Source organism: Vulcanisaeta distributa DSM 14429, assembly GCF_000148385.1.
GTDB lineage: Archaea > Thermoproteota > Thermoprotei > Thermoproteales > Thermocladiaceae > Vulcanisaeta > Vulcanisaeta distributa.
In genome coordinates this window covers 1373611-1396528 of sequence record NC_014537.1, presented here as the reverse complement: position 1 = coordinate 1396528, position 22918 = coordinate 1373611, and the positions used below count along the sequence as shown (strand labels likewise).

The window sequence follows — 22918 nt, the reverse complement described above, 5'->3', positions numbered from 1 at the left end:
GCCCTTAAACCTAGAGTTTAAGTTAATAAATTTAACTTTAAATGCAGGTTTATGATGCTTAATGCATTAATAGGGCTAATTTAAATTCCCAGTTAATGGTTAGGGCATTAATCCTGGCAGGGGGCTTCGGGAAGAGACTTCAACCATTGACGCTGGATAGACCAAAACCACTCATTGAGGTTGGTGGTAAACCAATACTTCAATGGCAAATTGAGTGGCTCAGTAGGCAGGGTATTAAGGACATAGTCCTCGCAGTTGGTTACCTGAGGACTAAGGTCTTTGAGGTTATGGGTGATGGCTCTAGGTTTGGCGTTAGGCTATTCTACAGTGTTGAGGAGGAGCCCCTAGGAACTGGTGGCGCCATTAAGAATGCCATGAAGTTCCTTGAGGATGAGGTATTCATAGTGCTTAATGGAGATATAATAACAAACCTATCAATTAAGCCATTAATAGAGCAATTAAGTAGTAATGTCATATCAACAATAGCCCTAGTCCCCATGAGGAGTCCCTACGGAATCGTCCATGTTGATCGTGAGGGATTCATAACGGAGTTCAGGGAGAAACCATTACTTGATTACTTAATAAACGCGGGTGTTTACGCATTCACTAAGGACATATTCAAGTACCTGCCTGATAAGGGTGATATTGAGGTTACGGCATTCCCAAAACTGGCGAGTGAGAGGAGGATTAGGGGCGTCATTTATAGGGATGTTTATTGGAAGTCAGTGGACACGGTTAAGGACGTTGAGGAGGTTGAGAAGGTAATAAGTGAGGTCTACGCTTAAACAGCAGGCGTCTTAAGAGCCTTCAATACCTTAACCTCCCTTATCACGGTGTATGGGTATTGACCATTCTCATCTTTCTCATACTTCTTAACCATATCCCAAACAGTCAATAAGCCAACACCAACGGCGAACACAGCCTCCATGGCAGAGCCCGTGTTTGACACGTTGCGTGTATCCACGGTAATCTCAACCCCATCCTCAACAACCTTAACATCGGTATTAACGTATGTAATGTAATTAAGGTGCACGAGCGGTAAAACCTCCCAGGTCCTCTTAGTGGCCATTATTGAGGCCGTCTTTGCGACCGTCACTACGTCACCCTTCTCCACCTTACCCTGCCTAATCAACTCAATCGTACCCTCCCTAAGCTTTATGAAGCCTCTAGCCGATGCCTCACCGTAATACGTTGGTTCTGTGGTTACGTCAAACATGGTCACCACGGGTGAACCGCCGGTATTATCCTCAAAATCACTTAGTGATAGACTTACCCCATCCTCAGACTTAACCTTACTAACGACTTTAATGTCGAACATACCATCAACACGGCTAGAACCGCAAGTCTGTACTTGCTTGCCCATGAAGTTTGTGACCCACTCAGGAGTACATGTCCTACTACACCCCTTAATCGTGTTCCATGCAGCCAGTAAACCCGTGAATAGGCCGAACAACGCATCCATCTCAACGCCCGTCTGAGCCTTCGTCCTAGCCAACACCGCCATTCTAATTCCATTCTTTTCATAGCGTACCTTGGCCTCAATGTACGTAATTGGCACTGGGTGAAGGAGCGGTATGTACTTCCAAGCCGTTTTTGTTGCGTTTATCGCCGTTACCTTAGCTATCGCCGCGGCATTACCAAGGCCACTAACGCCGGTCTTCATTAGCTCGCCCATTGTGTCCTCGTCAACCCTCAGGAAGCCCGTGGCGATGGCCTCCCTATAGACCGGCTCCTTACTCGTGATATCAATCATCTTAACAGACATAACAAGGCATTACCACATTACGCCTATTTAAACTACCCTCCTCAATGCATTAATTATTAACCCGTAAACATCATCAACGACGGCGCCCAGGTCCCTATTGGCATTAACCACTGGGTAGTTATTCATCAATGCCCGCCTCAGCAAGATCTCCCTAACCTTAATGAGGAACTCCCTATTGACCTCAAAAACCTCAAGCTCACGCCTACTACGTAACCTACTGATCACGATATCGACGGGCGCATCAAGAATTATTGTTAGGTCCGGCTTAGGCACAAACCTATGAAGCTCCATTAACCACTCCTGCTGCAGTCCCATTGCGCCTTGATACGCCAGTGTTGACTCCATGTAACGCTCAGTAATGACTAAGTAACCACTATCGAGCATAGGCTTAACCTCACCATAATAATGCTGAACCCTATCAGCTGTAAAGAGAAGTGCGAATATTGATGGGTGTGCCACATTTGAACCAGGCTTGAGGAGCCAATCCCTTATTAACCTGCCAATGGGTGACTGACTGGGCTCAGCCGTAGTATACACCCTGTAACCACTCTCCTCCAGTTTCCTCCTTAACATGGATATTACCGTTGACTTACCAACACCGTCTATGCCCTCAATGGCCACGAACATGCCCAATCCTAAACCATTAGAGTGAGAATTACTTATTAAATAATTCATCCCAGCATTGAGATAATGAGGAAGGAATTATTAATAACGGGTGGCGTATTAATAGTACTTGGGATTGCCATATTCTTCATAGGTATTTACCTAAGCTCAGGAATAGCAAGTGATGTTGAGGCCCTAGTTACTGGGGTACGTAATGAGACCTTGGTCTCACCCAACTCATCAATAACGATCACCGTTCCAGAAAATGGTATCGCAGTAATGATTATCTATAATGATACCTTAGGAAAACCATTACAGGTGGTCACGTCAGTACCAGGTCGATTAGCGTCGAGGGGTGTTGATGGGCAATACGTGATCGTATACGTACCCGAGACAAGCCCAGGCATGTTGTCAATAGTGAATAATTATAGTGAGAATGTGATGGTTTATTACACATACGGCACGATCAATGCTGATACGCTTGCGCCCTTCATACAATCATCTATCGTTAGTATAGGCCTTGTAATAGTTGGTGTAATACTCCTAATACTGGGTGCGGTGTTAAAGGGTAAGTGAACTGATCGGGAGAAATCTTTATTAATAGCTGTTAATATTGCGTGCATAATGAAGTCAAGCATTAACGTGGCAATAGCCGGCGTCGGTAATACAGCCTCAGCCTTTATACAGGGACTTAAATACTGCGAGATTGAACCTGAACCTGTCGGGCTCGCATTTCAACGTATCGGACCGTATGAACCAAGGGACATAAGGGTTGTCGCAGCCTTTGACGTTGACTCACGTAAGGTTGGTAAGGATCTCGGTGAGGCAATATTCACGGAGCCCAACAACGCACTTAAGGTAATTGATGTTGGTAAGTTAGGCGTTATTGTGAGGGCTGGTCCATTACTTGATGGCATAGCCGAGCAGTTAAGAAATACTTTCATACCAATTACAGAGGGTTCCATAGAGGATGTCATTAGGGAGTTAGAGAGCACGAATGCGCATATTCTCATTAATTACCTACCAACGGGAGCCCAAAGGGCTAGTGAGGCCTATGCTGAGGCGGCATTGAGGAGCGGGACTGCCTTCGTGAATGCCATGCCGTCGGTAATAGCAACGTCGAAGGAGTGGCAGGAGAAGTTTGAGAAAGCTAAGTTGCCGCTGGCTGGCGATGATGTTCAGAATCAACTAGGCGCCACTGTCCTTCACAAGACCATAATTAGGCTGTTGGCGTTGAGGGGTGTTAAGATCGAGGGCACGTACCAACTAAATGTTGGTGGCACGCCAGACTTCCTAAATCTAATGTATAGGAAGGGTCAGAAGGAGAGGACTAAGACCGAGGCTGTTAAGAGGATGGCTGAGGGTGAGGATTTCGACGCATACATATCGCCGGTGGCCTACATAAGGTTTCTTGGCAGTAGGAAGATTGCGCACATGCTCATTGAGGCCCGTGGATTCGCAAACGTACCAATTAGGATTAGGGTTGATCTCGAGGTCTATGACCCATTCAACAATGCCGGCGTCATGATCGACATAGTCAGGGTAGTGAAGCTGGCAATGGATAGGGAGATTGGTGGGCCACTCATCAGTCTATCGGCATGGGCCTTCAAGAACCCACCAGTGCATGCACCACCTGACGTGGCTTATCAATGGCTTATAGAATTTATTGAAGGCAAGCGCAATAAATGATTTCTTATTAATTTTCGTTCCTTACTATAATTCTGAGGATCTTATTTAGTGATGATCGTAAATAACGATCTATCGTGGATTTCGAAAGACCAAGTTCTTTAGACAATTCGTCCATACTTATTGATCGTGGAATATTAAAGAAGCCACGTTCAAAAGCGTGCCTAAGCACCTTATACTCACTTGAATTTAAGAATACATCAAGCCTTGATGCATTCGCCGTAATTAAATCCTCGATCTTTAAAACCCTAATATTATTACTTAAAATCTTACCGTAATTCGTGATCTCCTTAAGGAATTGGTCAAGTGATTCACGATTAAGGGCCAGGAAGCCCCAATGCTCAATACCATTAACGTAGTAGGCATAAACCTCAAGGAGGCCAAGTTCCTGAGCTAGGAAGCGTGTGGATAAGTCAATACTACCCTTAACAATAACCTTAACATACTTAGGATAACCAGGATTTACACCCATAAAATATACCATGTCAATACCATGCTTACGTAATGAACTAAAAACATACCTTAAATCATCCTTACGATTAACCCTTAATGTTGCAACCTCAATAACCTCACCCTTAGAGTAATCAAAACCAGCCTGAGTAACCCTATAAACCCAATCAAAATCGGTAATACTTGCGGTCCAGTCAACCTCATGAACATAAGTTAAATCTAGTAAAGTTATATTGTAATTAATATTTCTCACAGCACTCTAGCCCATTGATTTTATTATAAACTTTTTCTTTTCCTTATTTTATGTAAACTTCTAGAACTGTTATACAACATGTTGCATAGCTACTTTATATCTATAAAAATATATTATTAATGCCGTATGAGCTCGTGGGATGTAATAAGGAGGTTTGATGAGGCAAGACTAACCTTAGCTCACTATAGGTGGACCGTTTTAGCGGCGATGGGTGATTTCCTAGATGCTGGTTCAATAGTCGCTGGCGCTGTGTCCACCATATATTGGATTTCAACGTTCCATTTAACATCTCTCTTGCTGGGCATCATCGCCGCATTTAGTCCCAACGCATTTGCTGCATTTGTTGGGGCGATAATTGCGGGACCACTTGGTGATAGGTATGGAAGAAAAACAATCTATATGTATGATTTACTTGCATACTTCATAGGCGCTTTAATAATGGCCGCAGCCGTTAATTATATTATGCTCTTAGTAGGATATATAATTGTTGGCATTGCTGTTGGTCTCGATGTACCTACATCCTGGTCATTAATAGCGGAATATGCACCAAAATATAAAAGAGGATTCTTAATGGCATTTACTAACCTCTTTTGGTACATAGGACCCATAGTGATGCTTCTACTTGGTATAGCTTTTGAGCCCTATGGAGCATTAACCTTTAGGGCTGTGTTCGGTGTATTGGCTGCCGTTGCAATAATAACATGGATCCTCAGAAGAGGCTTAATCGAGTCACCTAGGTGGGGGTTAGTGGCTGGAAAGACGAACGTAGTTCAGGAAGCATTAAAACAGCTTGGTGAACAGGCAACTCAGCAGACAAGCGCATCTCAAGGCGCACAATCTCAGTATAAATATAAATGGAGTGATATCTTTAAGTATAAGAAAGGATTAGCTTTCATAATACCAATTTATATATTCTGGGGCGTGCCCGCAGGAACCTTTGGATTCTTCCTACCCTACTTCTTTAAGGATATTGGATTCACAACAACCACGATGGCTTATGTAGGCGACATACTGTGGTTCATCACAGCAATAATAGGTGTAGTAGCAGTTTATATGCAATTATCCGATAAGCTAAATAGGAACGTGATGTATGCGGTGGCTGCCGCCATATGCGCCATATCATTTGCAGTGCCCATATTCTTACCATTTAGTATATTATGGGTCGCATTACTTAACGTAATAGGGTTCGGATTTGGACATGGTATGTGGCTTTGGCCACAGACAAGGGTTTGGTCGACCGAATTATTCCCAACTGAAATAAGGAACAGCGCCCAGGGCTTTGCATGGTCCTGGATGAGATTTGCCCTAGGTGTATGGAGCTTAATAGTACCAACTTTAATAGCCGTAATTGGATATAAAGCCATTGCGGCAGTGGCCACAACATTCTTCATATTAAACATAATAATAGGTTATCTATATGGACCCAAATCGCAGGGTAAATCATTAGAGGAGGTTTTAAGGGACTTTTATGGAGGCAAGATTCCGTAATTAATTTAATAAATTTAAAATAAACTTTATTTTAAATTAAAATTGATTTTCTTAATCTGTTTAAATCTAACATGTTGCAGTCATGATTTATAAGATACTTTATATCATTAAGTATTGTGAAGGTGAAAGCAGCAATACTTCAGGAGTTCAGCAAACCATTAAGGTTGGGGTACGTAGATATTCCTGAACCCGGTGATGATGAATCGGTACTCGTTAGAATAGTAGGTGCTGGTATGTGTAAGACAGACGTAAGATTATGGAGAGGTGAGGAGCCTAGAGAGGGATTTAAAACGCCTTTTGTTCTCGGTCATGAAAATGCGGGTGTTGTTGAGGCCGTTGGTAAAAGAGTTAAGGGGTTAAATCCTGGTGATAAGGTCCTTGTTTACGCGATATGGGCAGACTTGAATTGTAAGTATTGCCGTGTTGATAAATGTATGCAATGTAGAGGTCATGCTATTCCAGGCCAATCGTATTATTATGGCGGCTATGCAGAGTATCTATATGTACCTAATTATAGATACTTAGTTAAGATAGATATTGACCCGGTAGAGGCCGCACCATTAGCTGATGCAGGTTTAACTTCATACTCGGCTGTTAAAAAGGCATTGCCTTATTTAAGACCGGACTCGCTGGTTATTGTCTACGGCGTTGGTGGATTAGCGTCGTACGCTATTCAATACCTTAAGCACTTAGCACCTTATGTAAAAATAATAGCAGTTTCTAGAAGTGATAATAAACTTAAATGGGCCATGGAATTAGGAGCTCACTACGCAGTACATCCAAGTGAAGTTAATAAAGTGATCAGGGATTTGAATCCGGACGGTGTAGCCGTAATGCTCGACTTTGTGGGCAATGATGAATCCGCAAAAATGATTCCCTTATTGGAACCAGGCGGCGCCGTTATACTAGTCGGTATGGAGGGTAAGTCCTATCCGATACCTGTGTTTGAAACTACAGTTTGGCAATATATAGTTATTGGTAGTAATTATGGCTCCATAAGTGAGATGGAGGAGATGGTTAAATTCGTGAAGGAACATGGAATAAGGTCTTACATAGAGAAGGTGCCTCTCGAAGAGAATGCCATTAACAACGCTTTAAATAGGCTAGCGGAGGGTAAAGTACTAGGTAGATTTGTAATAACACCGTAGGTGACCGACATGGGCGTAAAGCGATTTTGGCTCGCTAAAGTTGGAGACCATGGTGAGGTTCCAGGGCCCGAGGTTTATTGGATGCAGTGGTTCGATAGGTGGGTTAGACTTTCTTTCTATTCATTGATTATTAACACTGACGATGGATATGTCCTAGTTGGTACTGGCCTTGTTAGGGATTTAACCCTTAGGAATAAGTTCCTCAGAGAATGGGCTGGCAGTGATAGATGTCGCTTTACAGTCAGTGAGGATGAAAAGATTGAGAATGTTCTTAGGAGGTTAAATCTGAGGCCAGACGATATTGCTCATGTCGTGATAACGCCTGTGCAGGATTACACCGTGGGTAACATAGACCTGTTTAAGAAGGCGAAGATATACTTCTCGAGGAGAGGTTGGTTTGAGGATGTGGTTAATCCAAGGCCATCTCCCTTCCTTAACAGGGACATTTATCTACCCAGGTATGTTAGGGAGTACTTGTTCGAGGAGGCTTGGGATAGGATTGTACTTCTAAATGATGAAGATGTTGTGGTTCCTGGAGTTAGGGTTAAGTGGACTGGGTGTCACCATAGGAGTTCCATGGCTATAATACTCGAGACGAAGGATGGAATCGTTAGCTACACAGATGCTGCCTTCACAATGAGGAACATAACTGAGAACGTTCCCATTGGGATCGCTGAGGACATTTACGAATGCCTGAATGCCTACGAATATCTTAGGGGCATTAGTAAGTATATAATACCTGCCTATGATCCAGAAAACGTAAGTAGATACAAACAATGGATTATTTAAAAACCAATGAAACACCTAATAAAATCAATGGATTATTTTACCCTTACCAACTCAATCTTTCTATTAAGCTCAACTCCAAAGCCAGGCTTCCTACTAAGCTTAATTCGTCCATTTTCTGGGGTTGGTTCGTTAAGTAATAATGGACTAAATTGGGGAATTATTTCTGTAGCGTCTGGAGATACAACGAGGTACTCAGCAAATGGGCTATTAACCCTAGTTATTATGAAGTGATAGCCGTACACGCTTGAACCGTGGGGTATCACATACGCGCCGTATGCCTCTGCGAGGGCTGATATTTTTATCATTGGCGTTATGCCGCCGACCCAGGTTATGTCTGGTTGAATAACATTTACTTTACCGGCCTCGAGAAGCATTCTAAAGCCGTGAAGTGTTGATTCATGTTCACCGCTGGCTAGTAAAGTTGGTGGTAATATCTGAGCGAGGGCACCGTATGACCAATAATCATCTGGTATAAACGGTTCTTCAATCCAATAAAGACCGTACGGCTTCAACTCGCTTACAAGTCTCATAGCATATGGCAAGTCTAAACTCATCCAACAATCATACATAAGCAGGAAATCATCACCAAGTTGCTCCCTCCATTCCTTGAATATCCTCACGTTCTCCTTCAATCCCTCTATACCATCGGCAGGTCCATGCTTAAGTGGTAACTTACCACCTATGAAGCCCTTCTTCTTTGCAATATCGGGTCTAGGGCCGGTTGCGTAGAACACTATCTCATCTCTGACGGGACCGCCGAGTAGGTCGTAAACGGGCAGACCCCTAACTTTTCCCGCTAAATCCCATAGGGCAAGGTCAACCGCAGATATCGCATTCATGACGAGCCCTCTCCTGCCATAGAATATCGTGGCCTTAAACATCTGATCCCAGGTTTTCTCCATTTCACCTACATACTTACCAACGACGAACCTCTTTAAATGGTTCTCCACTATCCAAGCAGCTGGATAACCACCGGTGCTCACGCCAAAGCCAACCTCACCTCTCGAATCCTCAACTTCAACAATTAACGAGCCAAGTACGTTTAAACCCCACGATGCTCTACTTGCCCTATATTCTGGGTATATCGATATTGGTGTTGCTATGTAGCCGAGGATCCAGTGATTCGGTGATTGATCATGATAGTCAGCACCTCCACCTTTAACTACGTAAGCTCTGACGTCCTTGATCTTTATAATTTCAGCCTCATTATTCATATTACTCACCTGGTGTGAGCATTATTTTAACGTACCTTGTGTACGTTCCTGTTAATTCCTCGAAGGATTCTTGACCGCGTTCAAGTGGTCTAATATCAACCCAACCCTCACGTGGATCGAGGAGTCCCTGCTCTAATAGATTTACTGATCTCCTAAAGTCTTCATCTGTATATGAGAAGGAGCCCTTTATCTCAATTTCATTCCTGACAATTACGTTACCTGGTATTTTAACCTCATTATCATGTAAACCGACGAAGATTATTCTACCGCCTCTTCGTACTGCGTTTATCGCTAATCGTCTCGTACTTTCAGAACCGACAGCATCAATAACTACATCCACACCCTCAGGATATAATTCCTTAATCTCCTTTAACGCCTCATCGCCGCTCTTCTCAATAAGTCTTGTGGCTCCAAACCTACGGGCCCATTCAAGCCTATTCTTATTAATTTCAACGACCGTTAGATCCCTAATACCACTGGCTGATAAGAGCTTTATTGCAAAGGCGCCGACGGGCCCAGCCCCAAGAACTAAGACGGAGTCTCCAAGGGATGCGTTTGATAACCTAACGGCCCTTAATGACGTTGCCAATGGCTCAGCCAACGCACCTCTAACAGGATCACTAACCGGGTATAGATTGTCGTATGGCGCTAATACGTATTCCGCATACGCACCTGGGTAATCAATGCCGATTATCTTCCTTTCAATACATAGATTCTTAAGGCCCATTTTACAGTACCTGCAATGTCCGCAACCAACGATTGGATTCACGGCAAACAACCTACCAATTATATCCTTAGGAACATTAGGACCCACCTCTTCAACAACTCCCGTGAACTCATGACCCATTATTAACGGTGGTTTACGCAATTCATTCAGCCCCAGAAAACCAGATACATCGGAACCGCATATGCCGGTATACCTTACCCTAAGAAGAACCCAGCCCAGGCTAGGCTTAGGCTTCTCAACATCCTTAACCTCCATTCTCTTAATCGCAGTCCAAACCAGCGCCTTCATTAATTTAAAATTAAAAATGTTAAATAAATAAGTATATACATACATGTTGCATAATCATTACTAAAATCTTCCCGTGAAGTACTCCGTAAATTATTAATTGAAAACAATATTGAATTACATCATTAATGCATAGAATGGTATATGGACGTCCTTAAGTGGTCCTTTAACGACAACGCCTATCTTTGGCTGTATCTCAACCTCCAGTATTGTCGGTTGGACAGCTTGCCACCTCATTTTCCTAATGAATAAGTACCTCTTGAAGTCACCCTCGGTTGTTTGGGCTAGTCCCATTACGAATACTCCAGCTGCCAGGAATTCCTCAACTCCATACCTAGAGATTACCCTGGCTCCCGTTGGTATTTCCGTGGTTATTATCGTTGTAACACCAACCTCCCTCTCAATACCCATAACTAACGCCCTAATGTACTCCCTAAGAACTTGAACATCTTTCTCAAGTGTTACCAACGGCGCTATTGGGTCTATGACAAGTCTCTGAGCATCTAGGGACTTTGCGTAATCAGCTATTGTGTATACCAGGGACTTGGCTATTGTTATTGGATCCTTCTCCCTAATCTTCTCGATAATATCCATCTCGGGTATGAGGACCTCCAGGTAACCCTGCTCCCTAAGTGCCTCAAGGTCCCAACCAAACCTCCTAACACCGTTCATTAATTGGTCGTACGTCTCATCAACGGATACGTAGATACCAGGCTCGCCGTATTTGTAGATACCGTTTATTAGGAATGATAGTGATAGTAGGGTCTTGCCCGTGCCTGTCTCACCACTGATTAGGTACGTCCTACCCCTAATTAATCCGCCACCAAGCGCCTCATCAAGCCCTGGGATTCCCGTTGGTACTAAATCATAGTATAATGACATTACGTCAATAACACAGTTGGTTAAATATAAAGATTGCGGACACCATTTTTAGAAGGAGAAGGTAGAGATGACTCCCTACTTAAGCTCTATCACGTACTTCCTGAATAAGTCCTTAAACTTCTCCGTGGTTATCACGGGCTTACCACCAACCTCAATGGGCTCCCTAGCCGGCGGCACCTTTAGGTAACTTGGCAGTCTCTGCGCGTATCTCTCCTCGAACGTAGGTACATTCGGGTTGATTAGGAATATGCCAATTGGTATCCTACCATCACCCTCATACGACTTAACCAACGCCTGCGCAGCCTTCTGCGGTAGCTCCTCGGGACTCTTAACCACTGGGTCCCAACCCTTCTCCTGCAGGTCATAAACCCTCTTATTGTAGTAATCATACGTGTGTATATTGTCGTAGGTAACGCATGGCTGCAACACATCAATGAATGCGGCGCCCTTATGGAGTATTGCCTTCTTTATCAACTCCTTAAGATGCTGAACCCTCGCGGCATAGCCCCTGGCAATGAAGGTGTAGCCAGCGGCAATCGCAAGGCCTATTGGGTTGACCGCATCCTGTATGTTAGGCTTAGGAAGTGCCTTGGGCTGCAGGTTCCTAGCCAGCGTTGGGCTTGCTTGACCTTTAGTTAAGCCGTAGACGGTATTATCATGCATTATAACGACTAGATCCACATTCCTCCTACCCAAAGCCACGAAGTGTGCCGCCCCAATACCGAGTAAGTCACCATCACCAACATTAACCACCACGGTTAGGTCGGGATTGGCAAGCTTTATCCCCTCAGCGTACGGCAGCGCCCTACCATGCAGCGTGTGAACGCCGGTCACATTTATGAAGTGTGGCGTCTTGCCCGAGCAACCAATCCCGGAGACAACCACGGTCTTCTCAGGCTCGAGCTGTAGGTCGGCGAAGGCTTGGTACATGGCTGAGAGTATTCCGTAGTTACCACATCCTGGGCACCAATCAACCCATACGTTGGTCTTGTAATCATTTATTGTAAGCTTTATCTTACGCTCCATAGCTCACCACCTCCCTCGTACTACCCCTTAACACGTTTTTAACGGCATTCACGAGCTCATGAACGTACATGGGCCTCCCTGTGTATTTAACTATTGACTTGTTAATCATGACGCCGGTATTCATAGCCACCAACTTCGCTGCCTGGGCCATGTAATTATGCTCCACAGCCACCAGGTTGCCAGCCCCAACCTCGTTGGCAAACTTTGTTAGTGAGTTTCTTGGGAATGGTATGAACATCCTAATATGATAATAACCCACCCTTACCCCCTCCTCATTAAGTTCCTCAATAGCCTTCACAGCGGTACCCTTCACAAAGCCCCAACCAACCAGTAGCACGTCTGGTCTCTCAGGGCCAAAGTAGGCGTACCTTCTCTCCTCGGGTATCTCCCTATCTATTATATCGAGCTTACTCATCCTCTTATTCATCATCCTAACTCTATTGACTGGGTCCTCATTAATGTGCCCATACTCATCATGTTCATCGCCTGTATACCACATCACATACTCACCTAAAAATGCCCTCGGTGATATGGGGCTTGATAGATCAAACCTCTTGTACTCCTTAAGGCCCTTTGGCGCCAGCACACCCCTGGTTATCCTCACATTATCTAGGTTCGGCATTGGTATTGTGGCTATCGTGTTAGCTAGGAACTTATCGACAAGGTGTATGACGGGTACCTGGTACGTCTCTGCATAATTAAACGCATCAATTGCATCGTAAAATGCCTCCTCATGATCACCACTTGCAAGTACAATCCTCGGGTATTCACCGTGAGAGGCAAATACCGATGACAATAAGTCACTTTGACCACCCCTGGTCGGCTGCCCAGTGCTTGGTCCACCCCTTTGATAGTACGTGACCACAACAGGAACCTCATTATGGCCTGCCCACCCGAGACCCTCAACCATCAAGTCAAAGCCTGGACCACTCGTCGCCACCGAGCTCCTGACACCCGTTAAGGCAGCGCCTATGGCCGCATTGATCGCGGCAAGCTCATCCTCGGTTTGGAAGACGATTATTGAACCCTCACCACCCAGCGTCTCGTACTCCTCAAGCGTGAAGCTCTCGTCAGCGGCCGGCGTTATTGGGTAGTATGCCTGGAACCTAACCCCAGCCACGACCTTAGCCATCGCTATCGCATCATTACCGCTGGCCACGAGGATACTCTTGACGCCTATTTTCGGAGGGTCAAGCTTAAGCTCCGAACCGAATTGGCTCTTGACTAGGTCAATTACTATCTCCGCCATAACCCTATTATGCCTATAAACATCCTCCCTCGTGAACCTCCTCCTAAGGCTATAATCAAGGCTTTCCTCACTGATGTCCGTTATCGCCGCCACGGCGCCAACGAGTATCGTGCTTATGTACCTAGATGCTTGGGATGGAACAATGCCTTCACGCTTCTGTATCTCCATGAGTAATTCCTTAAAGCTCAGGGCGACCACGCGTGTCTTCTTATTACTCTGTAGGTACTTAATCACGGACTTAACCGTACCATCAAGACCAAGCTCCTTAAACTGCTCGCTTAACCTATCCTTCAACTCCCTCTCCATACTGGGTATGCTCGCGTAATTAACGGAGTCGTCATCACTATTATAGATTAAGTAACCACCATCCCTAAGATCATTAAAGTGCGTGAACACTGTCTCTGCATCCATGGCAGCCACAATATCGACCGGGTAAGTAAGGTGCTTAGGCAACTCTGTGGCTGAGACTGTGGCGTGGACATAACTATGCCTGCCCTTAATATTCGAGAAGTACTCCCTATCAGAAATAATGCCATAGCCAGACCTAGCAAAGGCCCATGAAAGTATCTCAGACGTAGTCTCCAAACCACCACCCTGAGGACCACCGATTACGTACCTCAACTCATTCATACGGCATCACCCACCACGCATATCATACTTATCAAGGAACCATCAACACCCGGTATAAAAAGCGTCCTTCAGTCACCAGTTAGAATACAGTTGTTAATTATTAATTATTTTAAATTGACATAGATAATTTAAGAACTATTAACATAAATACTCATAACTTAATGAGTAATATTCTATTAATTAGGTAATAATTCAGAATAGTTTATGAGAAAATTCATAAAATATTGAAAAACTTCTTAATAAAAACTTAAACACACCCTCAAACTATAGGAAGTTAATGAGCGAGGGTGAGGAGGAATTCATACCCCATGCCATTCATATGTGGTTTGGCTACCTTAAGGATCGCATAGTCACTAAGGAGGAGGGTGCTAAGCATAGTCGCTTCTCGAAGGATGCCGAGAATCGGTTGAGGGAGGCATTGTCAACATTTGGCTGGGTTTACTGTATTGATTGTAAGCACCCAATCTTTGACCTTGAGGAGGCTCTCGAGCATTTGAGGAGGGGCCACGTACTAACTAATAGGTTCATGCCGGACGAAGTTGCGCCTGAGGAGGTTCCAATGGTTAGTTAGGTGCGAGGTCCTAACATTTAAAATTAAAAATTAAAACTATCCTTGAAAGGACCCACACACGTTACTTAATTCCTGCTTTAATGGTTCATCCCCCAGAACCCTAACCACACTATCCAGTAAGTTGCATATGTCCTTCATTGCGGCGTCCCTTGACGTATATATGCTCATGATACCCTCGGGATCAACACCATTATATTGATACTGATGAAGCGCCAACGCAAGCAGGGACTCTTTCTCAAGGCCAAGTAACTTACCCACATCGCGAATCATGGAGGTGGGCATGTAGGCTATTACCTTATCAACATTCTTAATACTATTGCGAAGCTCCTCCCTCCTCTCACCGGCCAATGCGGCAAGCAATGATTTAAATGCCTGAAACGCCTTACCGGCGGCGTTCCTGGTGTAACCCTCAACCAACAGCCTTAATGCTAACCTAACCTCAGCCGAAGCCTCAGCTCTCCTGGCCTCAATGTATGCCCGTAGATCCTTCCGAGGCTTACCAAGTTGCCCAGGCAACATGAACTTATATCTAAGGTAATGCCATCCCTCAATAAAAGCCTTATCATTAACTCTAATCAATTAAATGAGCCATACTTTCGATTAAGCACTTATTATTTAAATGTATATATTTGAATAATGTTAAATATAAATCTAAACATTAATGATCATTATGTACCGTCAAACTATTTGGGTTGTTACGATATTAATAACTAAAACGTGAGTAAATATTGATCACCATGGCCGGGCGTAACTCAGTATGGCCTCGGGTCGTGCTTATGGTTACGATACTCGTCTACGTGGCTTACGGCATTATGGCGTGGTATACGTTCACGCATTTACCGCCAATACCCGCAGCCGTGGTTACTGAGAATGGTACTGTATTATTTACTTACAATGATGTGGTCATGGGCAAGTACTACTTCCAGAAGTATGGGCTTATGGATTACGGATCAATACTAGGCATGGGGAGTTACTTCGGTATTGACTTCACATCATACACCCTGAGGATTTACGAGGATACCGCCGCGCATTACCTGGGCTTTGACGCCGTGCCTCAGGACAATGCAAGTGCCATGGCCATCATAAGGCAGGATTTAATGCCAATTAAGGCGGACCCAACGCCTAAGGGCGATGTAATCGTTGTTAGTGATGAGTTCGCCCAGGGATTCTACAATGCCGTCAAGTTCTACTCCTGGATGCTTGGACCTGCATCTGAGCAGTTTAGGTTGAAGCCCGACCTAATAACTAATGAGACCGTTGTCAAGGATTTAGTCGCCTACTTCACGTGGAGCTTCATGATTGCAATGCAGGGTTATACCAACGGTTTCCCATATATGCCGGGCCTAATTGAGCCTACGGCCAATGTTACCTACGCCTCCTGGATCACGTTATTTACAATAATGCTCACTGTAATGCCCATGGCGGGCTACGTAGTACTCAAGCTAATGGATTATTGGAATGAGCCGAGGTTAAGCATACAATTGCCATCGCCCAACGATGCGCAAAGACTCACTTTAATCGCCTTCCTACTTGCTGGAATAGCCCTCGGGATTCAGGGGCTTCTCGGCGCCTATACAATGCATTTATACGTAGACACATCATTATACGGCATAAACCTCATACCAATACTACCCTTCAACGTCAGTAGGGCGCTTCATTATACTCTTGCCGTACTTTGGATTGCAGTAACCTGGATTGCCTTTTCCTTCTTCGTATTCCCATACTTCGGACTAAGTGTGAGTAGGAGACAAGTACTCACGGTGCTGGTCATTGGGGTATTGGTCTCAATCGGCACGTTGCTCGGTATATGGGCGAGCTACCTCCAGTTAATACCAGCGCCTTGGTGGTTCATAATAGGGGCTCAGGGGAGAGATGTTACGACCCAGGGCACTTTATGGCTAATACTAATAACGGCGATACTGGGCTACGTATCATACCTATGGAGTAGGGCATCAAGAACAGCGCCTGAATCATTGAAGCCCTTCGCAAAGATACTATCAATAGCCATAGCAGGTACGGCGGCCGGCGCCTTCATAGGCGCACTGCCAATCATACAACCCTGGCCTGACTTCCAAGTGGATGAGTACTTCAGGTGGATGACAATACATGCGTTTGTCGAAGGCTTTTGGCCGCCCATAGTGGTTACAGTCACAGTCGTGCTCCTCGTCGTAGCCGGCTTAATACCGCCTAAGTTGGGCACCGTAGTCGCGGGTATGGACGCCACCCTGGAAATAATCACCGGCATGATCGGGACCGCGCACCACTACTACTTCAATGGTTTACCCACCTTCTGGATGTATGTGGGGGCCGTCATGAGCACCCTCGAGGCAATACCGCTGGGTTTTGTAATAATTTATGTAATATTGCTGTGGCGTAGGGGCGAAATTAGGACTGAGCTTCAAAAGACCATTGTAACCTATGCCCTAGTCGCGGGTATTGGCGGTGGTATAGGCGTTGTGGCGTTTGGCGCCGGCCTCATAAACCTACCCCTACTCAATTACTTCCTACATGACGCACAAACCACAATGGCACACGCCCACTTAGCCTTCCCACTGGCTTACGGCTTACCCAGCATAATGATGTGGGTGGTTGCATTCGCATTATCTGGTGGCTTTAGTGATAGGGATCTTAAGTACATGAGGTGGGCAGCCATTATCATAGGTGTTGGCTTCTACCTCCAGGCATTGCTATCATTAGTACCCCTAGGCGTGCTACAGTTCATGTATGAGCTTAAGTACGGCTATTGGTTCATAAAGACTATAATAACACCAAGTGGTCATCCTGGCTTCTGGGAGTTGCCATTAGTTGATGAATTCGTTTGGCTTAGGATGATTGGCGACTTAGTCGCAGCGCTCGGCTTCGCCATAGTTATATTTGGAATGCTCCTTAGATTTAGGAAGGCATTGGGCAAACCATTACTTGAAGCCTTGGGTGTGAGCAGGTCCTAGTACTATCGTCCTTAGTTCTTAATTAATTAAAAATTAAAACTGGTTTTCCATGATCATCATAGAAATACTTTGATTTACTATTAATAAGTACCATAATGAATCTTATAGTACTAATGATGAGAATTAAGGTTAAACGTGTTTATGATGAGCCCGACCTCAGCGATGGCGTTAGAGTACTTGTTGATAGGTTATGGCCCAGGGGCTTAAGTCGTGAGAGGGCTAGGATAGACGTGTGGTTAAGGGATTTAGCGCCGAGTGACGAGTTGAGGCGTTGGTTTAACCATGACCCTGCCAAATGGGATGAGTTTAGGCTTAAGTATTGGAGTGAGCTTGATAGAAATATTAACGATTTAAGCAAATTATTAAGTATAATACGTGGTAATGGTGCCGTAACCCTACTTTATGCCACTAGGGATAAGTTACGTAATAATGCCGTGGCACTCGCCGAGTACTTAAAGGTTAGGTATGGGTTTGATTACGAGGTTATTTAGGTCTATCCTCATCAATGGTAATGCCGATCTCCTCAAAATAGTGCGTCACAACCTTCTTAAGAGTCTTCCTAAGTAACTCACTAACCGTAGATATTGACAAGCCAAGCTGCTTAGCCAATTCCTTAAGGTTAACCTCCCTATCGAAATACCCCATCTTATACGCAAGGAGTAGGACCTCCAACTGCCTTTCCGTGGGACTCGGCATGGGCAATTGCTCCATGTCAAGAACCCTCACCTTAACACCGCTAGACCTCAACTGCCTAATACTCATCCTTAACCGCTTAATGCCTGGTGAGAGCACAGTATAAACAATGGAGTCCTCATTACCCGGCTTACCACCCTCCACAAGAAGCCCAGCCCTACTTAACGCCCTACAGGCGCTACAACTCGGCGCTGAGACCCACAGGGTCTCCTCATCAATCACGTTAATCCTAAGCCCACTCCTCCTCAGGTAATTAAGTAAGTCCCTATTCACGGGCTTACCCAACTTAACTAAGTGCGTTGATACCTCATCACCCACATTGACCCTGGCTATGCTAAAGTCTAGATTAAGCGCCTTGAGTGCGTTTTGAACCCTGCAATCGCTCCTATGAGCCTCAAGGAATACCTTTAAAACCACGGTATCTTAGCACATCAGGGTTAATAAAGCAGTGGTGTACGTTCCCTCAATTTACCAGTCACTGGGTCAACCTCAAGCTCGAGAACCTCGAGCGTGGTTACGCCGATCAAGACCTTATCGATTATGCCCGACACAAGCACAGGCACAATCTCACCCCTACCCTCAATCTCAACCCACGCCCTAGACCTATCAACCTCAATAACCCTACTCAAGTCGGCATTACTGACCTTGGCATTGATCCGTACATGGCCCATCGATAAGGTAGTACTTACGGGATTAACAACCCTTAGGGCATTAGGGACACGGGCCCAGCCATGGAACCTTCTCACCATACCCCTTCTCAATATAGCTCCTCACCCACTCCTCCTCAAATTCCCTGGGAACCCTCGGCTTCTTAACAACGTCGTAGTAGTCATAGGGCTTAATGTCAAGTATGGGAGTCCCTGTCCAGGCGTCGAGACCCCTCAACCACAGCCTGGGTGGTTCAACCTTAACGAGCTCCAGCACCGATAGACCAATGGGGTTTGGCCTTAACGGATATCTAGTGGCAAATATGCCGACCTCTTTATCCGTTCCCTTCAGCCTAACCCTGAGTCTGACCTCCCTCTGCTCATGGAATATGTAAATGAGCATTACGTGGGAGTACTCCTCAAGTCCCAGCAATCCATCCACGTACTCATCATAAACCCTAACAACGCCAATGAAGTCATACCTAGTGGCGTATCGACCTCTATCCGGCTCATTAGGCCTTGGGAGGCCGACCTCAACATAGCCAATGGGCTTAAGCGCGTACTCAACCATCGATTGAGTAAAGCACGGGATTAGATAAACCTTGCTAGTAACCATGAATAAAGGCATTTATAGCCATGCCCAGGCGCTTTCAGGCTAAAGATGGAAGAACACGTAGCTCATCCCTGGAAGGACATTAACAAGTATATTGAGGCCAGGGCCAAAGAGGCACTCTACGAGCTTGAGTTGGCGGAGGAATTCCTAAAGAATAGGCTGTACAGGAATGCCGCGGGTAAGGCATTTCAGGGCTGGAAGGCTGTCCTAGCAGTCCTGGCCGCCAACTCACGTAGCGAATTGGCAGGTGAGTTCAGGGGCTTCGTTAGGCTTAAGGAGAGGGTTAGGGTTGAGGCTGTCGATTACGTAATAGCCACGATGCCCACGATACGCATGAAGAAGGTGGCTACACTCCCAAGCCGTAAATACGGCAGTGACGTGGTGTTACTGACGGAGTTAGCCCTGGACCTACATGAATTCCAATATAGTGGGCTTGATAGGGAGGGTTCACTGAGTCGTTACCTGGACCTCGACATAGTTAGACAGGACATTGCAACAATAATCGAGGGTGGTAAAAAGATAATATCATCACTAACCAATATCCAGCACTCCGGCTAGGTTCCCTGGGCTTTGCCGCCTCTCCTAAGGCTCCTAACCAGTAACTCACCGCGCCTTGAGAGCCTGTAATAGACGTGGTGCTTACGAACCTCATTACTAAGCTTAAACTTAGCAACACTCCTCTTGAGCGTCTTACCACCCCTGACCCTCTCAATTAAGCCCATCGACTCAAGCTTATCGAGAATCTGCAACACCTCCTCGAGCGGAATACCCGTGTTAATGGCTATTGACTTGCCATAATCCACATTAGCCCTCTTCAGGTGCATAAGTACGGCAATGTCCTTGTCTGTGAGTCCATCCATAGGGTATGAATTAGTTGCAGAGCTACGTTAATTAAATTTGACTTAGTCAAAATTTAGAACAATAATGTGGAATAGATAGTATTTAAGGTAGGGTAGGTATTTGGCATCTATGAGGTGCCTAAGGAGGTTATTAATACTACAAAGAGACTAAACATTAATATTAGAAATTTTTAGAAATTAATGGAAATACCTTAAGAAAAGTGAAGTTAAGTAGTGTAATTAAATAATTTTAAGTATATTTTTCACGAAAAATTGAGCTTTTTCACGGTTGTTTAGGTAATGCCGTACTTCTTCTTTAACTCATTAATCTCCATAACCCACTTCTCATGCCCTGTCTCATTCTCAATATCCTCAACGGTTCTCGAACTCTCTAGCGTATCCAATGCCAGTGACCCAGGGAACAACACATCGTTCTCCTTCCTAATATGCTGTGTAAGGTGGTCCGCAAGGAGCTTTAGGTGATCTATTAATGCCTGCCTTGCACCCTCATCCTTATTATCAATCCATATCCTGAGTAGTTCCTCGCTTATCCTTATCAAGTACCTGGCAATGCCGTGCTCGGTAACCATGACATAAACGGGGCTACCCTCAAATGGAAATAACCTCAGGTTCAATGATGGGAACAATATGTACTCCTCCTTAGCATGATGGCACTTATCAATAAATGCATCAAAGAACCTTATTAAAAACTCAAGGTCCCTGGCGTCAGGGTTATCGCTATTCACTATCTTATAAAGGACTTTAAGTGACTCAAGGATAACATCATGATCCTTAATTAAATTATCAATCACGTACGCGGTATTAACCCTAATAACCATACGCAATCAGATGTGAGACAGCTGGAGGATAATTAAATAATTTAATTTCGTGACAATGCACGCACACACTTACGAAAAACGTCACAGGAGCCCTTAACGAGGTCGTGATTGAATTATTATGCATATTTATGCATTGATTTATATATTTTTATAATTATTTAAATTCATATCAATATGCACGGTATTTATCAAAGTATTTTGGTTCTTCCTATTTTAGGAAAAAAATAAAAGGTCGAAAAATCATATATGGGCATGCCTAGGCGTAAGGAGATACTAGAGAGGTATGGCATTCGTGGAAGCCCCACGACAGGTCTTATAGCTGGTACTGTAGCATTCTTTGCAGGGTTTGCCGCAGTTGCGTTATTTGGTATAACGGTCCACACCGTGGCGCCGCTACTTCACTTAAATATTGTTGAGGTTGGCTGGCTGGTTGCAATACCGTTGGTAACGGGCGCCCTACTTAGAATACCCTTTGGCGCACTTGTTGATAATGTTGGTGGTAGGAGGATAATACTGACGCAGTTAATCATTGCCGTAGTCGGTATGATTGGGTTAATCCTGACCCTACATGCGATATTGACCGGTGCCGTAACATCGCATGTCCTGGATTACGCACTTCTAATGCTCTTTGGTGCTGTTGCTGGCACGGGAATATCGACATTTGCATCGGGAATAGCTTACGTGTCCTACTGGTTCCCGCAAAAGCGCCAGGGCTTTGCGTTGGGTGCTTTTGCTGGGTTTGGTAATGCGGCGCCGGGAATATTCACGGCCATACTACCGTATGCGTTGGCAAGCCTTGGATTGGTTGGCGCGTACACGGCGTGGTTGGTATTCCTGGTGGTCATGACCGTGATATTCGCCGTGATTGGTTACGACGCCTACTACTTCCAGCTAGTTAGGAGGGTTAACCGTGATAATGCCGTGGGCATGGCTAAGGAGCTTGGTGAGGAGTTAATACCCAGTGGTTCAGCCGTTAAGAGCCTAGGCGAGTCTGCCAGGATTTGGCGTACATGGCTCTTAGTCGTAATGTACTTCATATCCTTTGGTGGGTTTGAGGCACTCACTGAGTGGCTGCCAACATATTGGACTAACTACCTATCACTGAGTATTGCAATGGCCGGTCTCATGACCGGCATCGTTTACTCCCTCCTTACGGCGCTGATGAGGGTACCAGGCGGTTGGTTCAGCGATAAGTGGGGTGGTGAGAAGGTGGCCATTGTCTCATACGTAGTCCTAGTCGTTGGTAGCGTAATCATGATGCTAAGCCATACCTTTACCCTCAGTGCCATCGGGACGATTATCATGGCCATCGGCATGGGCATAGCTAACGCCGCTGTGTTTAAGTTGGTGCCTAAGTACGTTCCAGAGGCCGTGGGTGGTGCCACTGGCTGGGTCGGTGGCCTGGGCTCAGCCGGTGGATTGTTGATACCACCTGCCATGGCGGCCTTCGTTGCTATTTACGGCCACGTGGGTTACGCACTTGGGTTCATTATCTATACAGTGTTTGGCGCGTTGTCTGTGATCTTCGGGATAATACTTTATTCCTACGAACGTAGGCATAAGGGACATTAGG

General features: G+C 45.1%; 25 protein-coding genes. 11 read left to right on the top strand and 14 right to left on the bottom strand.

Features of this window, described 5'->3' with window-relative positions; all coding sequences use genetic code 11:
- The first annotated feature begins 95 nt into the window (after nt 1-95).
- Nucleotides 96-785, top strand: a complete 690-nt coding sequence (locus VDIS_RS07220; protein WP_013336578.1) for a nucleotidyltransferase family protein — start codon at nt 96-98, stop codon at nt 783-785.
- Here the strand turns inward: VDIS_RS07220 and VDIS_RS07215 are convergent.
- A complete protein-coding gene (locus tag VDIS_RS07215; RefSeq protein ID WP_013336577.1) occupies nt 782-1765 on the bottom strand; it encodes a cyclic pyranopterin monophosphate synthase MoaC in 984 nt (327 codons plus the stop codon). The genes VDIS_RS07220 and VDIS_RS07215 overlap by 4 nt on opposite strands.
- Nucleotides 1766-1792: 27 nt before the next feature.
- On the bottom strand, nt 1793-2392 hold the full coding sequence (gene tmk, locus VDIS_RS07210) for a dTMP kinase (RefSeq protein ID WP_013336576.1): 600 nt from the start codon (nt 2390-2392) through the stop codon (nt 1793-1795).
- A gap of 63 nt (nt 2393-2455) precedes the next feature.
- On the opposite strand from tmk, the gene VDIS_RS07205 reads away from it, so the two are divergent.
- Both VDIS_RS07205 and VDIS_RS07200 read left to right on the top strand, forming a co-directional pair.
- Complete coding sequence (locus VDIS_RS07205; RefSeq protein ID WP_013336575.1) at nt 2456-2944, top strand: hypothetical protein; 489 nt, start codon at nt 2456-2458, stop codon at nt 2942-2944.
- Between the two features lie 48 nt (nt 2945-2992).
- Nucleotides 2993-4057, top strand: coding sequence for an inositol-3-phosphate synthase (locus VDIS_RS07200; RefSeq protein ID WP_013336574.1), 1065 nt, complete (start codon nt 2993-2995; stop codon nt 4055-4057).
- Between the two features lie 7 nt (nt 4058-4064).
- On the opposite strand, the gene VDIS_RS07195 is transcribed toward VDIS_RS07200, so the two are convergent.
- Nucleotides 4065-4757, bottom strand: a complete 693-nt coding sequence (locus VDIS_RS07195) for a helix-turn-helix domain-containing protein (protein ID WP_013336573.1) — start codon at nt 4755-4757, stop codon at nt 4065-4067.
- 126 nt (nt 4758-4883) lie between these two features.
- On the opposite strand from VDIS_RS07195, the gene VDIS_RS07190 reads away from it, so the two are divergent.
- From VDIS_RS07190 to VDIS_RS07180, 3 genes are all read left to right on the top strand, one after another.
- Complete coding sequence (locus tag VDIS_RS07190) at nt 4884-6245, top strand: MFS transporter (RefSeq protein ID WP_013336572.1); 1362 nt, start codon at nt 4884-4886, stop codon at nt 6243-6245.
- 116 nt (nt 6246-6361) lie between these two features.
- On the top strand, nt 6362-7393 hold the full coding sequence (locus VDIS_RS07185; RefSeq protein ID WP_013336571.1) for an NAD(P)-dependent alcohol dehydrogenase: 1032 nt from the start codon (nt 6362-6364) through the stop codon (nt 7391-7393).
- Between the two features lie 9 nt (nt 7394-7402).
- A complete protein-coding gene (locus VDIS_RS07180; protein ID WP_013336570.1) occupies nt 7403-8182 on the top strand; it encodes an MBL fold metallo-hydrolase in 780 nt (259 codons plus the stop codon).
- A gap of 32 nt (nt 8183-8214) precedes the next feature.
- Here VDIS_RS07180 and rhmD read toward each other — a convergent pair whose 3' ends face one another.
- From rhmD to VDIS_RS07155, 5 genes are all read right to left on the bottom strand, one after another.
- The gene (rhmD, locus tag VDIS_RS07175; protein WP_052885915.1) at nt 8215-9375 is read right to left on the bottom strand and encodes an L-rhamnonate dehydratase; all 1161 of its coding nucleotides are present in this window, start codon (nt 9373-9375) and stop codon (nt 8215-8217) included.
- A 22-nt stretch (nt 9376-9397) separates the two neighbouring features.
- Nucleotides 9398-10411 (bottom strand): galactitol-1-phosphate 5-dehydrogenase, encoded by a 1014-nt coding sequence (locus VDIS_RS07170; RefSeq protein ID WP_013336568.1) that lies wholly within the window; start codon nt 10409-10411, stop codon nt 9398-9400.
- A 114-nt stretch (nt 10412-10525) separates the two neighbouring features.
- Nucleotides 10526-11290 carry an ATPase domain-containing protein gene (locus VDIS_RS07165; protein ID WP_013336567.1) on the bottom strand — a complete coding sequence of 255 codons (765 nt, stop codon included), beginning with the start codon at nt 11288-11290 and terminating at the stop codon, nt 10526-10528.
- A 75-nt stretch (nt 11291-11365) separates the two neighbouring features.
- On the bottom strand, nt 11366-12316 hold the full coding sequence (locus tag VDIS_RS07160; protein WP_013336566.1) for a 2-oxoacid:ferredoxin oxidoreductase subunit beta: 951 nt from the start codon (nt 12314-12316) through the stop codon (nt 11366-11368).
- Nucleotides 12306-14195 (bottom strand): 2-oxoacid:ferredoxin oxidoreductase subunit alpha, encoded by a 1890-nt coding sequence (locus VDIS_RS07155; protein ID WP_013336565.1) that lies wholly within the window; start codon nt 14193-14195, stop codon nt 12306-12308. Before VDIS_RS07155 ends, VDIS_RS07160 begins: the two co-directional genes overlap by 11 nt.
- A gap of 277 nt (nt 14196-14472) precedes the next feature.
- On the opposite strand from VDIS_RS07155, the gene VDIS_RS07150 reads away from it, so the two are divergent.
- On the top strand, nt 14473-14766 hold the full coding sequence (locus VDIS_RS07150) for a hypothetical protein (protein ID WP_013336564.1): 294 nt from the start codon (nt 14473-14475) through the stop codon (nt 14764-14766).
- Between the two features lie 36 nt (nt 14767-14802).
- Here VDIS_RS07150 and VDIS_RS07145 read toward each other — a convergent pair whose 3' ends face one another.
- On the bottom strand, nt 14803-15345 hold the full coding sequence (locus VDIS_RS07145; RefSeq protein ID WP_245522472.1) for a PaREP1 family protein: 543 nt from the start codon (nt 15343-15345) through the stop codon (nt 14803-14805).
- 158 nt (nt 15346-15503) lie between these two features.
- Here VDIS_RS07145 and VDIS_RS07140 point away from each other — a divergent pair, with 158 nt between their 5' ends.
- Both VDIS_RS07140 and VDIS_RS07135 read left to right on the top strand, forming a co-directional pair.
- The gene (locus VDIS_RS07140; protein WP_013336562.1) at nt 15504-17714 is read left to right on the top strand and encodes a nitric-oxide reductase large subunit; all 2211 of its coding nucleotides are present in this window, start codon (nt 15504-15506) and stop codon (nt 17712-17714) included.
- A 113-nt stretch (nt 17715-17827) separates the two neighbouring features.
- Nucleotides 17828-18205 carry a DUF488 domain-containing protein gene (locus VDIS_RS07135; protein WP_245522470.1) on the top strand — a complete coding sequence of 126 codons (378 nt, stop codon included), beginning with the start codon at nt 17828-17830 and terminating at the stop codon, nt 18203-18205.
- On the opposite strand, the gene VDIS_RS07130 is transcribed toward VDIS_RS07135, so the two are convergent.
- The 3 genes from VDIS_RS07130 to tsaA are packed head-to-tail and all read right to left on the bottom strand — an operon-like array spanning nt 18198 to nt 19625.
- On the bottom strand, nt 18198-18824 hold the full coding sequence (locus tag VDIS_RS07130; protein ID WP_013336560.1) for a helix-turn-helix domain-containing protein: 627 nt from the start codon (nt 18822-18824) through the stop codon (nt 18198-18200). The genes VDIS_RS07135 and VDIS_RS07130 overlap by 8 nt on opposite strands.
- Nucleotides 18825-18844: 20 nt before the next feature.
- On the bottom strand, nt 18845-19078 hold the full coding sequence (locus VDIS_RS07125) for a pepsin/retropepsin-like aspartic protease family protein (protein ID WP_013336559.1): 234 nt from the start codon (nt 19076-19078) through the stop codon (nt 18845-18847).
- A 40-nt stretch (nt 19079-19118) separates the two neighbouring features.
- Nucleotides 19119-19625: a tRNA (N6-threonylcarbamoyladenosine(37)-N6)-methyltransferase TrmO gene (gene tsaA, locus VDIS_RS07120; protein ID WP_013336558.1), complete on the bottom strand. Its 507-nt coding sequence runs from the start codon at nt 19623-19625 to the stop codon at nt 19119-19121.
- Nucleotides 19626-19715: 90 nt separating this feature from the next.
- Between tsaA and VDIS_RS07115 the strand changes: the two genes are divergently transcribed.
- Nucleotides 19716-20225, top strand: a complete 510-nt coding sequence (locus VDIS_RS07115; protein ID WP_013336557.1) for a PaREP1 family protein — start codon at nt 19716-19718, stop codon at nt 20223-20225.
- Here the strand turns inward: VDIS_RS07115 and VDIS_RS07110 are convergent.
- The gene (locus tag VDIS_RS07110; RefSeq protein WP_013336556.1) at nt 20222-20527 is read right to left on the bottom strand and encodes a DUF2250 domain-containing protein; all 306 of its coding nucleotides are present in this window, start codon (nt 20525-20527) and stop codon (nt 20222-20224) included. The genes VDIS_RS07115 and VDIS_RS07110 overlap by 4 nt on opposite strands.
- A 272-nt stretch (nt 20528-20799) precedes the next feature.
- The gene (locus tag VDIS_RS07105) at nt 20800-21345 is read right to left on the bottom strand and encodes a hemerythrin domain-containing protein (RefSeq protein WP_013336555.1); all 546 of its coding nucleotides are present in this window, start codon (nt 21343-21345) and stop codon (nt 20800-20802) included.
- A gap of 252 nt (nt 21346-21597) precedes the next feature.
- Between VDIS_RS07105 and VDIS_RS07100 the strand changes: the two genes are divergently transcribed.
- Nucleotides 21598-22917: an MFS transporter gene (locus VDIS_RS07100; protein ID WP_013336554.1), complete on the top strand. Its 1320-nt coding sequence runs from the start codon at nt 21598-21600 to the stop codon at nt 22915-22917.
- Nucleotide 22918 lies beyond the last annotated feature (1 nt).